The following is a 12,947-nucleotide window of genomic DNA, read 5'->3' on the forward strand; positions in this document are numbered from 1 at the left end:
TCCGACGAGGAACGCGAAGCGCAAACGAAGGAAATGGAAGCGGCGATGGCCATCGATGGCCTGTCATGGGAAAGCGATCAGTACGAACTGGAGCGGCACCTACCCGGCATCAATCTCTTCAGTTTAGGCGCCGAGAAGGACGAACGGCTCTTTTCGCAAGCAAACCGCGCCGCTCTCGCTCAAGCCGCCAGAGACAAGCGCCTCGCAAGCCCGAGCCATGCTCGTCTCTACTTTACGCTAGTCGCCCCTTCTGACGGAGTTTCCGATCTCGACATCGCCCACCTTTTAGAGGCGGCTGGCAAGGGTAGGGCGGCTGTCGCCGCTTTGCTTGTTGAGCTTGATGGTTACAAAGGCGATGCAGGTGCCTCGAAAGCAGAGCGTATGCTCGATCAACTCCGCTACACCCCGCACGAAACACTTGAGACCTGGCCGATTGAGACACTAATCGCCGGGATGGTGGACGCGGCCGACGATCTGGCAAGGGACACGGGGAGCAACGAGTGGGGCAGGCCGCATATCTGGTACTTAATGAAGGCGTTGCTGCGCCAACTTAAGGCGGCGCTTCCGCAGGACCGCTATGATACGGCGATCACATCCGCTTTTGAAACGGGCGCATCCTTGGGTTTCCTCACCGAGGTGTTGCGAGGCGAGACTTTCGGCCATGGATATTTCGGCGATCGTGCCAGTCCCCATGACCGACTGACGTCGAGCGAGGGCTTCGAATCAATTCGCCTGAAAATGTTGGATCGGTATTCAGCGCTTGGGGTCGATGAGGTCGTCGCACACGCCTATGCCACACCGATGGTCTATGCCTGGTCGCAAGCGGGGGGACGCGTGGATTTGATACAGCGGGTTGCCGCGCGTGCATCAAGCGAAACCTGGCTGCTCAGTTTCATCCAAACGCTTTACGGGCCAAGGTCCACGCTCTCGTTCGACGCGTTGGCAACCTTTTTTCCGTCTCCAGTCGCGGTCGTCCGCCAGGTCTATGCTCTCGCTGGCCCGGACAACCCTGCGGCCCAGGACATTATCCGCTCTATCCAGGCAAACAGTCATGCAAGCGATGGTGATTTTGACGCGGTGTTATCGGCTTGGCAGGCGCGCGAGACAGCCACCCAAGCCGCTCCAGGGCAAGGCGCTTCTGATTGCGGTGAAACCGGCTAGAAGTCAGACCCCGACAGGCCGCATGGTGGCTCTGCTGTGATATTCTAGTTCTGCTTTTCCACACGGTGACGATGCACGTCGAAATTCTCGGTCGCGAATGAAACCCCACAATGTGATGAGCGGGTATCGATTGCGTCAGAACAACGCGGTCGTCGTTGTCAGATTCGAAATCATGCATATTCATCGACGCGGAACAGCGGCGTATAGAAGTAATGGCCGCTGACTCATGTGCGCCTTGGACGCTCGTTGCCTGGTTCCGTCCGATATCATCGGGTAAGGGGCGACGATCCGCACGATGTCTCGTAACTCTCCCGGCCGCGGCTCAAATTCATAGTTGTAGCCATGGAGAGCATTCCAGAATTGCCGCGCCCGACGCCTTCAATTCGTGAATATAGCGCGTGACCTGGTTCAATGCCCGCTCAATAATGCTGCGGCCTTAAGACGATGCTTCGGTCCAAATATGTGTGGTCACAGGTTCGCATCCTCTCAAGAGCAAGCACCATTCGGTCCGCAACTGCATTTTGCGGTAGGGCCATAAACATCTACAGCTCGAACCATGCCGCCGTTTTTGCCGCGGCTACTTAGGGGATCGGTTCAAGAGAACGCCAAATGGTGTCAGCAAGTGCTTCCCGCACTAGTGGGTCAGCGGACTCTCTCCATTTCGCCGCGAGACGGTTGCGTTGGGCCGCGGCCGAACTGGCGCGCTCCCGAGCGATCCAGGTGCCCCATATATATGAGACGAGGCGCCGATAATTTGCATCACCGCGCATTGATGAAAAGACAAGGATAGGATCCGCATCGTCGAAGTCCACTCCGCTTCGCTTTGCTAAGAGAAATACGAGCGCGGCTGGTACGTCTGGAAGATCTCGCCCGGTCTCGTTAATTTCGAGAGCCTCAAGGACCGAGTTGTAACGGCCTGCTGCTGAGATATCCTTCCGGATCGACAGATCCATTCGCGCCTCCCGCCGCTCCAGAATCTTTTCCGCAACATCTAAAACGATGTCACCCCTAGGATCTAAGGGTGTAGTGGAGAGTTGAAAAGACAGGAGTGAGGATGCGAGATAGACCTCTTGATAACTATATCCATCGACCGGGAACAACGGATTAGCGCGCAACCGTGTGGTCAAATCGAGTGCGAGAGCAGGGTCGTTTAGCCTGGCTAACAGACCAAGTGCACGATTTTCTTCGTCACTTCCCGCGAGCTTATAGAACTGAGCGATCCGATCTGCAATTTTGGGAACGAATTTCTCGATGAGTTTTTGCTCGCCACTCAGCACCAACTGTATGGCCAAAGCAAGCATCATGGCATTGTCGAAGTTCGTTCTACGTGCGTCGTAAGCCCCAATAAGGCTCTCGATAAGTTGGTCGCTCTCGTGTCCCGAAACCTCACGAAAAAACTCCAGCATGACGTCGCGCGATTCGAACGCCGTTGCAAGTTGATCAAGTGCTTCGGCGTTACTCTTGGCGTCCGACCCCACTCCGAAGGCGGTACCGTTCCTCACGAGCGCAGCTAGAAACGACGCAATACGTGCCGACCGATCACGCCCTGCTGTCGTCTGTCCAAGCTCTCGCAACATTTCTATTGCCTGATCAACATGTTGTAGCCTCGGTGCCGCCGCTAAGCGTATCCATGACCCGCATGCGCCAGCGAACCAGTGGGGATAGGTAACAAGGCTAAGCCCCTGTGTGCCATTGGTTTGAGGCGGCGAAGCAACGTTCGCTTCAGCAAGAGGGAGAATGGCCGAGGGTACATTTGCCCCTAAGCCCCACGCAACATCATAGGTTGCTACCCGATCGAGAATCGAAAGCAGGAGGTCGGCCGAGCCGTTCTTGGCGCGCATTAAGCGTGCAAACAAGCGCGTGTCTTGGAGTGGACCTTCAAAATACGGCGTATCTGTCGCAAGCTTCGCAGCACTATCTAGTGTCGCCGCATCGCCATTGCCGCAGTCGGCCGAAGGAGGTAGTCGCTGTAGCCCGAGCGAAATTAGTTCTTTTGATACAGGCTCGCCGCTGGCTAAAACTGATGCGAGGACTTGCAGATCGAATGGATCATCAGTGCGGGCCGGAGCGCCCTGTTTGATCGCCCAACGTCGGGCGAAGTAGGGGTAAGGTAGCCCGTGTGACACATCCACGAAGTTCAATGCCCATTCCGGTAAAACGCCTGGACGCGATGCTCCCCAAATTCCGTCGACCTCGCCGTTTCCGAGCCGTCTGCGCAGCAATACGTCATCCTTGATCTGTCGGTCGCTGAAGGTGGTCTCGGCTCGCTGGATAGCAATCCCCAAGCTCACGAATCCAAGTTCCCTCAGCCCGTACACTGCTTCGATGTTTCCCCTACCGTTGAACACCAAATGATAGGTCGAAGAGAAGGTGAGCGCGCTTGTTGCGATCGCAACCACAAGTAGAGCGGCAACATATCGAAGCGCGTGGCGCCGAATTGTAATCTTTGTCAGATCGATTCGATAGCGAGCGGACGCATTCGGGGTGAGCGGCAGATAGATCGGTTCACGGGCGACGCCACCCCTGACTACTGCTTGTTCTTCATTTCGAACAGCCAGGGAGCCGGCGGCTGTGTCGCGTGAAACAACGTTAAATAGGGTGCCTTCGACATCAACCCGATCAGAGTCCCGCACGGTGGCGAGTGCCGTTAATAACGCGGTTGTAAAGATGCTGTTGGGCAGTCTCCTGTTTTCAAAAGCTACTGCGTCGCTTGCAGCGAGATAGGTCCGAGCCCGGTCGTCCCCAAGCGAGCTAAAGAAGCCGGTCGCGCCCAGAATCGCGGCCGCATGGCAAGCGTCGACTATTGCTAAAGATCGCTTTGCAGCTGGCGCTCCAATTGCTTGCGCGCAATCTTCTATTGAAAGTAGTGCGTCCACCGCCGAATGGCCAAACGCGACCAAGCCTTTTTGTCCACCCTCGCTGAACCTCCCGTGTCCGGAGAAATAGAAGACAAACAATTCCGGCTTCGTGTCTCTGATGGCTGACACTGCCCGCCGAATTAGCGAAGGCGACGCTTCTTCGTCCCGCAAGCATATCACTTTGCCCGAAGAACCGAACGCTTCTTTCAAGAATGCTGCGACATCCCGTGCGTCTTGAGATGCATGGCGAATAGGTTGCTCATCCGCAAGCAGGCTATCCGCAGGGTTCGCTGATACACCTACGCAAAGTGCAACAAAGTTGGCTCGCGATACGCTCATCAGCTAGCCGATCAGGAAGTCCTTTATATCGGCGCTCGCTGAACCACGTTTCAACTCCGTCCCTTTGGCGTCGCCTTGGGCTCCTGTTCGATCGGCCAAGGTGAGACCGCCTGCTATCAGCTTCTGAAGGACGGCGGGTGCCGCCAGTCCCAAGCCGACCGCATCTTTAGGATCGCCGGTGCTACCAAGAAACAGGACTGCAACTAAGCCACCAGCGAGAGCCATTGCAGCCCCGGTTAGCCAGTACAGCGGGCTCTTCGCATATGCCGGAAAATTCTGATTGGTCCGAAGATTATACCAATGGACCAATTCTATAAGAACGCCACCTAGTGTACCCCAGCAAAAGAGAGCTAACATCGTCCACTCCTCTAAACGATCTTATCAATGGGTCTTCCGTTTATATTGTCAATCCAGTGACGATTTAAAGTTGTCCTTGCCTGAGCCGATTTTCGCTTTGGACGGAAACCGATCTACTGCGCTGCCAACCTGATTACGCTTGCGCAACATGCCACCCGTTCGCCGCCAATTTACCGTTGGTCCGAGGATTTTGATCCTGTGCAATTCAATGAAGCCGCAAGTGTCGCGGTTCTCGCGAACGCTGCCTCGAAAGCCGGTTATCTTGCGCTCGTCATTACCGGCCCGGATGGCGGGCAACGAACGGAGCCAGTGGCATTCGCTGGGGTAGGCTGGACATACACTCGGATCTCCGGCCTTCCTTTGTCGAGGCCGACGAGTGGAAATTGGAAGAATGGCTGAACGGCCAACGCTCCGTCGCCGCCGGCGTCGCCTATGTCCAAAGCGAAGAGGGCGCCTTGCGCCCTCTGTATGCGGATCTGCACGTCCATTCCGACGACACCGTCGGCACCAATGATGCCACCTACAATCTCACCTATGGCCGTGATATCGCTGGGCTTGACGTAGTGGGCTACACCGTCAACGACTTCAACAGCACCGAGGCGAATTGGGACGAGGCCGTCAAGATCAGGCTCGCGTTGCGTTGCGAGAAGGTTACGCCGATATGCGGTGCCACCAATCCCCCGATAGAAATGACGTGCCGTCGGTTCGTATCCCTCAAGAGCAGGAATTCAATTATTGAGCCGCCTTGCGCACGGCAGTCTCTCATCCTATAGGCGCGTCGCCAATTCCCTTACGCATTTGTCTAACGCCTAGGAGAGGGCTCGTGGGACGGAAGCGTCGAAAGAGCGGCCCATCTCCTCAAAGTCATATGAATTAGCGTAGATTCTTATACCCGATTATAACGCCGAGTATCGTAAGTGACGTTGCGATTAAGCATCGCCAACCATCTGTGGTTCAGGCTGGGTTACGCTCCCGTTGAGAGCCAGGCCGTGGCCAAATCCCCCAACCATGGTCAGCCTGTCAGCCGAAGGGCTCGTGTAAGTGCGAGGTCTGGAGTAGTGGCCTTCGCTCAGCCTCGTGCCCTCTGTCCGCTCTTCAAAGTCAGGCTGATCAGACGAACTTCGCGGAAAACCGACGCAGCACCTCGAACGCGTTCATGTAGGGTACGTTGAAGACCCTGTAGATTCTGCGCTTGTCGCCAATGCGACGCGCGGGCTGTGAACCCAGCCAGCTCCTCTCGTAAAAATGGTATCAATCAAAAATTTCCCTTGAGATTGTATTTGCAATCATTAATGTGAGCATTATCAAAAAATGATGAACACCGTGGGTGATTGGGCATACGCCTTCCAATGCTTGGGTGGTAACGGGGACGAAGGCAATGGATAAACCCGGAATTGCGTTGTCCGGTGCGCCCGTGGGGATGCTATTCGGTAAACTGAAAGCTATCCGCGTAACTGCAGTGTTCCTTTTGACGCTGTCGCTACTTAGCGGCGAGGTGTCTTTGGCGGCGCAAAGCAGCGATATTTTGAGGGTTGCCGAAACCAGCGGCGAGAAGGACTTGACCGGTTCTATTTCGAAATACCCGTCGGTTCAGAGCTGCCTCGAGCCAAACTCCAAATTGCGTTTGGAGCCGTATTGGCGCGACTTAAATGAGAAAAGCGATCTTTGGGTGTGCTTTTTCAGGATCATCGAGCAGCTTAAAACCGACGACGAAATCAGATCGTGGCTTGCGCAGTTCGATATCAAGCTGGTGAAAGCGCCTTACTCCCGGTTAGGCCCGAATGGGCATAGCCTAGGATTTATGTGCCGCAAGATAAACCCGAAATGCAGGATAAAATGGAACAGGGTAGAGGTGACCATACCATACATACTCACTCCCTACGCATTCGGATTCATCGCTTACTATAAAGGAGAAAAATTAGAAGATTTTCAGGTCACGGTCGAAAGAGAGTAAACATCAACAAGACATAGATGGGGCGGGGAATATGACTGATATACGTCTGGCTGGAAATCTGATTGTTATACCTTACTATGCTGGTTTGAATTTCGGGCACCTTCAATTGGTCTACGGTGAAACGGAGCTTGAGGTCCAGGCGCCAAAGCTCGTTACCTTAGGGCATTGGGTCGTCGGGCCCCCAAACGATACGTTCGATGTTCCAAACGATGACTTTTCTCCTGCACACTATGCTGAAACAACGCTCACGTTCTCTCACGGGGAGTCGTCGGATAATGGTAACCGATGTTTTCGCCCCACGTTGCCTTTGCCTATAGTTTCCGGGGCAAGCCTTCCTTTGACGTTCGGCTGGATCGAAAAGCTTTGCCATTAAGTGAAAGTCGCTGCTATCGGGAGTGCATCGACATTCTCTGATTGGTTGCGAAGGAGCTTGATTCCAGATGTCCAGGAGAAAGCAGTTCCAAGGGATTTGCCACGACATTCTCGGATCATTCGTTAGCCGCTATAACGATCTCGAAGGTTATTGGGCTGTAGGGCAGTACGTTTTGGCGCTCGACCGTCTCGGCGAACGCCAGCTTCAACTCAAGCTGATACACTCGACTGAGACTTCTGACCATCGTGCCTTTGCCGTGTCAGAAGAATATTATCGGGGGGCGGTTTTGCGAATGATGGAGGCAAATGCGATGCCGCAAGCGTGGCTCGCGGATGGAGCCATCAAGGTTTCCATCGTTGCACCGGCCAAAGCGAAGTGCGAAATCGAAATTGTCTCCGATCTCGGTAAGACTTACCGGAGCGCACACACCATAAGTGTTCGGCATCATGACCCCGGCGTTGAGCGGCGGAGAACCGATAGATTTGGTCCTTCAAACCAAAAAGGCCGCTAAATTTAAGCTGCTTTGTTCGCCCAATTCCATGGCAATAGTTCCTCGATCCGGGCTTGCTTGTGGCCATTAACGATGGCGGTGAGCGTCGCGGTCAGATAGGCCAGCGGGTCGACGGCATTGAGCTTGCAAGTTTCTATCAGCGAGGCGATGGTCGCCCAGTTCTCAGCTCCGGCGTCGTGCCCGGCGAATAAAGCATTCTTACGGTTCAGGGCTATCGGCCTGATGCTTCGTTCGACAGAATTGTTGTCGATCTCGATGCGACCGTCGGTCAGGAAGAAGCAGAGCCCATCCCAGTATTTGGCGACATAGGCGAGAGCTTCGCCAAGCGGCGACTTGCCAGCGACACGGGCACAATGATGTGTGAGCCACGTCCGCATGTCTGCGATCAAAGGCGCTGACCGTGCCTGCCTACCAGCTAGGCGAGCGTCGGCGTCGAGACCGCGCAGTTCCGTTTCGATGCGATAGAGGTCGCCGATCCGCTTCACACCATCCTCAGCAATCGGAGCCGAGCCGGTGCGTGTGATCTCGACCAGCTTACGACGGGCATGCGCCCAGCAATAGGCGAGCCGGATGTCGGGCCCGGCACGATCCGGTGCGATCAGCCGATTATATCCAGCGTAGCCGTCCACCTGAAGGACGCCCGTGAACCCCTGCAATATCCGCTCGGCATGGTGCCCGCCGCGACCTGGAGCGTAGGTGAAGGCCACTCCTGGCGGAGCGCCTCCGCCCCACGGTCGGTCATCACGGGCCAGAGCCCAGAAGTACCCGGTCTTGGTTTTGCGGGAACCGGGATCGAGCACCGGAGCACGGGTCTCGTCCATGAACAGTTTTGTCGACCGCTTCAGGTCGGCAATCAGAGCGTTGAAGACGGGACGCAATTCGAATGCCGCGCGGCCAACCCAATCGGCCAGCGTGGAACGGTCCAGATCGATACCCTGTCGGCTCATGATTTGAGCCTGTCGGTAAAGCGGTAGGTGATCGGCGTATTTGGATACCAGCACATGAGCGATGGCCGCCTCTGTCGGCAACCCGGCCTGGATCAATCGTGTGGGAGCGGGAGCCTGAGCAACGCCGTCGGTGCAGGCACGGCAGGCATACTTGGGACGTCGGGTGACGATGACGCGGAATTGCGCCGGGATGACATCCAGCCGCTCGGATACGTCCTCGCCGATGCAATGCAAGCCTCCGCCGCAAGCACAGATCAGGCTTTCCGGTTCGATGATCTCCTCGACGCGAGGTAAATGGGCAGGCAGAGAACCACGATTGGTGGCGCGGGGTTTGGGGTGTGGTCTACCAGAAGGGCTATCGGCCTCGTCTTCGGCATGGACAGCGGCGATGGCCGTTTCCAGGTCCTCCAGTGCAAGATCGAATTGCTCGGGATCGGCCTTCTCGGATTTGCGGCCGAAGGCGGCTTGCTTGAAAGCGGCGACCAACTTCTCCAACCGCTCGATCCGATCATCCTTGCGAACTTCACGGGCTTGTGCCGCAAGCAGCATCGCCTTCAGGGCAGCGATATCGTCGGGAAGATCGGCGGCGTCCAACATGGTCGAAGAGTATCAAAGCCGGCGGCACTTCGCCGTTGGAATTTGCCGCCCGAGTCATTGTGCCGCATCTATTCGATGGCGTCCGGCGCTCTCGCCACCACGGATCGGACCCGACGCCAGTCGAGGCCTGCAAACAACGCCTCGAACTGAGCATGGCCCAAGGACATCAGGCCATCCTTGATGCCCGGCCAGGTGAAGGTGTGTTCTTCCAGCCGCTTATAGGCCATCACCAATCCGCTGCCATCCCAGTAGATCAGCTTCAATCGGTCTGCTTTCCGGGACCGGAATACGAAGACCGTCCCTGTAAAAGGGTCCCTGTGCAACTCGTTCTTGACCAGAGCCGCCAAGCCATCGTGGCCCTTGCGGAAATCGACCGGCTTGGTCGCCACCATGATCCGAACCCGGTTCGATGGAAAGATCATGCAGGAACCGCGCAGGCACGCGCGACAGCGGCAATGCGGGCGGCAGACGCGCCTTCTTCCAGACGGATGGTGACAGAACCGACGATGACCTCCGGGCGACTGACCGGTTTGCTCAGTGCTTCCGAAACGGGCGGATCGACGATAACCGCTGCAAACTCCACCGGGTCCACGGGTGCGGGCAATACCAGCTTGCCCTGCCGCGCCATCGTCCGCCAAGTCGAAAGGCGGTTCGCCCGCAATCCAAAGCGTTCGGCGACCTCATTCACCTTCGCACCGGGCCGAAGGCTTTCCGATACGATCTGCGCCTTGACCTCATCGGGCCAATGCCGGTGAACCTCACGTCCAGACTTCCTGGTTGTGAGAAACTCCAATGTACTCTCCATCGAGAAACTCCCGTTGCTCATCCATGGAAAGGCGATCACAGATTAGGGCATGAAGGACAACGTGGGAACGGAACACCGGTTACGGATAATGTCTGGGAACTTCTGCTCCAAATCCGAGACGACATCGCTGAAATCGCCCACACACTTCCTTATGATGTATTTTTCAACAGCAATTCGTATGCCAACACCCTTCTTTCTGCCATCGGAGTAGCCACGCAGAGTGTCATTCCTTATCCAGGGGCGGTCGACTTTTACCCAGGCGTTACGGCGGACGTCGCACAGGGGCTTTGGGGCCTCAGGTATACCATCACAGGGACGCTCGGTAACGACGTGCTGCATGGTGGTCGGCTAGAGGACGTTTTCGTCGGCGGTGACGGCGTTGATTATCTCTCCGGCGGACATGGTGCTGACACGCTGTATGCGAATGATACTGGGCCCGAAAGTGATGCCGTTGCAGATTACCTCACTGGCGGCTGGGGCAGGGACGCCTTTTACGTCGGCAACGTGCTTGGAAACTCGCGTGTCGCCCAGTACGACTCAACGGCCCACGACTATGTTTTCGATCCATCGGTGCGTGGGACGTTCGATGTAATTCGAGACTATTCCGCACTAGATAAAATCTTTATCTCGTTGAATGAGGCTCAATACGCTGGGTTGAACAACACGGATTTCTCCACCTTCTCGCTGCAACCGGCTGAATATTCATACGGCGGCAAAGATGTCTATGTTGCCACCTCCAACGGCGTGTCGCTGAACGCAATTTACGACACCTATTACGATGCAAACCTCGGCGAAACGATCACCGTCCTGATCTTTTTCGAGACCGAACTAAAGACTCCCATCTTTGGTATTCAAGTGGGTGGTGAGCTATCGCTGGCATCAATGGCGATAGGTGGGTCCAGCGGCGACGACGTACTTTTTGGTACTCCTGATGGAGATACCATTTCGTCGGGATCTGGTGACGACGAAATCTATGGTGACCAAGGTGATGACGCAATATCCGGAGGATCCGGTGATGATACGTTTTACACGGCATCTGCTGATGGCGCGGACGCATACGACGGCGCGGCCGGCATCGACACCTTAATGGTCGAAACGAATTCGGATACCGTTGTTGATCTCGTCGGGGGAACGGTAACCGCTGTCGGTGAGGCAACTGACACCATTTCCGAAGTCGAAGCCTTTTTCACCGGTGGCGGAAACGACCACTTTGTCGACAGCGACGGCGGCCGTTTTTATAGCGGAGGCACAGGAACGGACTCTGTGGCGTTCGCCTTTGATGCGTCCTCCTACCGAATTGCTGCCTCTGGCGACGGATACTTAGTCGAGCGTGTCTATGTTGACCGAGATGCACCGCTCGACGAGCGCTACCTGCGGCTCGAAAGCATTGAAGAAATCACTTTCGACGGTCAAGCCGCCGAATTCGCGGACGTGGTGACTGTGGAGATAGACGGTACCTCGTCCGCCGATACGCTCACGGGCTCAGCGAGAAATGATATGATCCTCGGGGGTGACGGCGATGACGTTCTTACTGGAGGCGCAGGAAGCGACATTCTCGACGGTGGGGATGGAGACACTGATCGAGTCAACTATGAGGGACTAGCCTCCGATTATCTCTTCACGCGCAACGCTGACGGTTCAGTTATCGTTACCAGCGCGATATACGGAACGGATACTCTCTTGAACGTCGAATTCGTTCATCTTTTGGGAGACACGACGACGTATCTGCTTACAGATCTTGCGCCCGTTGTGGGGTCGAACGTCATCGAGGGAACCGCCGCTGACGACATTTTGAGCGGTGGCGATGAAGCAAGTGTTCTGATAGGAAATGATGGCAACGACAACCTTTCCGGAAATGGCGGTAACGATTTTCTTCTTGGCGGAAATGGCGACGACACCTTCAACGGAGGCGCCGGCGACGATATCATAAGTGGTGGGGAGGGCAGTTCCGACCAAGCAGACTATATTGGAGATCTCCAAGATTTTACCTTCACCCGAAACGCTGACAACTCGGTGACTGTTCTTAGCGAACGAGATGGCAGCGATACGCTAGTAAACGTCGAGAACATTCGAATTTACGTCGAAGACCTGTCATCGCATGAGACCTACAGCTTATTGGATCTCGTTCCGCTCCCAACGGATGACATTTTCACAGCCAACGGGAGTCCGCAGACATTTGATGGCGGGTTGGGCAGCGACACCGTTGACTACAGCCTTGCCGCGGAACGTATCTGGGCGGATCTTTCGATCAACGACGACGTTTACGGCGATACTCTCATTTCCATTGAAAATCTCACCGGCAGCGCATTTGGCGATTACGTAGGCGGAAATGCGGTCGCAAACATTCTCAGAGGAGGCGATGGTGCTGATGGTCTCGACGGCGCGGCCGGCAACGATACTCTCATTGGCGGAAGCGGGGATGATTGGTTCAACGGCGGCGCTGGCAACGACGTTATTGACGGCGGAGACGGCGAGTATGACGAGGTTGACTACTTCGGCAGCCTCGAAGATTACTCATTCACGCGCAATGCGGACCATTCTGTAACCGTTACGAGTGCAGACGGCGGAACGGACACGCTGTTTAACATCGAGGATATTTGGCTTTACTCCGAAGATTACTCTTCTCCATATGAAGTCTTCAGCCTCGCGGATCTAGCACCCGAGCTTTCGGGAGGCGATGGATCCGGCGCTGCCGCCAACGGTGTTAGCAATGACATGTTGTACCAAAGGAGTGCTCCAGCCATTCCCATGGAGGGTGCCAACGCCTCCACCGCCTTTTCGTCCGCTGACATCATCGCCTTCCCAGCAGGCGCCACCATCGCCGTCAATTCGACTGAACTCGGTGCGGATTACCAGGCGACCACGAGTCAACTGTCTAGTTCGGATGAGGTTTCACCAACAGCCGACATTATATCGCTGGAGGACTTTGTGGCGCGCCTGCAAGAAAACGCAACCGACACCGACCTCTGGTTTGAGCCGGAGCCAATCGGGTCGGTCATTTGATCGAAGATGACGCGGCCGTCCGGAATGCCGGAGTTCCAGTGT

General features: G+C 55.8%; 10 protein-coding genes. 5 read left to right on the forward strand and 5 right to left on the reverse strand.

All coding sequences use genetic code 11. The annotated features are described in order from the left end of the window. Positions 1-45 precede the first annotated feature (45 nt). Positions 46-1,161 (forward strand): hypothetical protein, encoded by a 1,116-nt coding sequence (locus ACSQ9D_RS23095; protein ID WP_436284273.1) that lies wholly within the window; start codon positions 46-48, stop codon positions 1,159-1,161. 581 nt (positions 1,162-1,742) lie between these two features. Here ACSQ9D_RS23095 and ACSQ9D_RS23100 read toward each other — a convergent pair. Next, entirely contained in the window at positions 1,743-4,358 is a 2,616-nt protein-coding gene (locus ACSQ9D_RS23100) for a caspase family protein (RefSeq protein WP_436284274.1), read from the reverse strand. Between the two features lie 3 nt (positions 4,359-4,361). Continuing rightward, positions 4,362-4,715 (reverse strand): hypothetical protein, encoded by a 354-nt coding sequence (locus tag ACSQ9D_RS23105; protein WP_436284275.1) that lies wholly within the window; start codon positions 4,713-4,715, stop codon positions 4,362-4,364. Between the two features lie 383 nt (positions 4,716-5,098). Here ACSQ9D_RS23105 and ACSQ9D_RS23110 point away from each other — a divergent pair, with 383 nt between their 5' ends. The 3 genes from ACSQ9D_RS23110 to ACSQ9D_RS23120 all read left to right on the forward strand — a co-directional run bounded on the left by ACSQ9D_RS23110 (position 5,099) and on the right by ACSQ9D_RS23120 (position 7,553). Continuing rightward, positions 5,099-5,488, forward strand: a complete 390-nt coding sequence (locus ACSQ9D_RS23110; RefSeq protein ID WP_436284276.1) for a hypothetical protein — start codon at positions 5,099-5,101, stop codon at positions 5,486-5,488. Between the two features lie 605 nt (positions 5,489-6,093). Then, complete coding sequence (locus tag ACSQ9D_RS23115) at positions 6,094-6,669, forward strand: hypothetical protein (RefSeq protein ID WP_436284277.1); 576 nt, start codon at positions 6,094-6,096, stop codon at positions 6,667-6,669. Positions 6,670-7,109: 440 nt separating this feature from the next. Further along, positions 7,110-7,553: a hypothetical protein gene (locus ACSQ9D_RS23120; protein ID WP_436282199.1), complete on the forward strand. Its 444-nt coding sequence runs from the start codon at positions 7,110-7,112 to the stop codon at positions 7,551-7,553. Between the two features lie 2 nt (positions 7,554-7,555). Here the strand turns inward: ACSQ9D_RS23120 and tnpC are convergent, their stop codons facing one another. The 3 genes from tnpC to ACSQ9D_RS23135 all read right to left on the reverse strand — a co-directional run bounded on the left by tnpC (position 7,556) and on the right by ACSQ9D_RS23135 (position 9,902). Beyond that, the gene (gene tnpC, locus ACSQ9D_RS23125) at positions 7,556-9,097 is read right to left on the reverse strand and encodes an IS66 family transposase (RefSeq protein WP_436282198.1); all 1,542 of its coding nucleotides are present in this window, start codon (positions 9,095-9,097) and stop codon (positions 7,556-7,558) included. A 68-nt stretch (positions 9,098-9,165) separates the two neighbouring features. Beyond that, entirely contained in the window at positions 9,166-9,519 is a 354-nt protein-coding gene (tnpB, locus tag ACSQ9D_RS23130) for an IS66 family insertion sequence element accessory protein TnpB (RefSeq protein ID WP_436282197.1), read from the reverse strand. After that, positions 9,516-9,902: a transposase gene (locus ACSQ9D_RS23135; RefSeq protein WP_436282196.1), complete on the reverse strand. Its 387-nt coding sequence runs from the start codon at positions 9,900-9,902 to the stop codon at positions 9,516-9,518. Before ACSQ9D_RS23135 ends, tnpB begins: the two co-directional genes overlap by 4 nt. 330 nt (positions 9,903-10,232) lie before the next feature. Between ACSQ9D_RS23135 and ACSQ9D_RS23140 the strand changes: the two genes are divergently transcribed. Then, positions 10,233-12,905, forward strand: a complete 2,673-nt coding sequence (locus ACSQ9D_RS23140) for a calcium-binding protein (RefSeq protein ID WP_436284278.1) — start codon at positions 10,233-10,235, stop codon at positions 12,903-12,905. Positions 12,906-12,947 lie beyond the last annotated feature (42 nt).

Origin of the sequence: Rhizobium sp. LjRoot258, from assembly GCF_964254185.1 — a bacterium.
Taxonomy (GTDB): Bacteria; Pseudomonadota; Alphaproteobacteria; order Rhizobiales; family Rhizobiaceae; genus Rhizobium.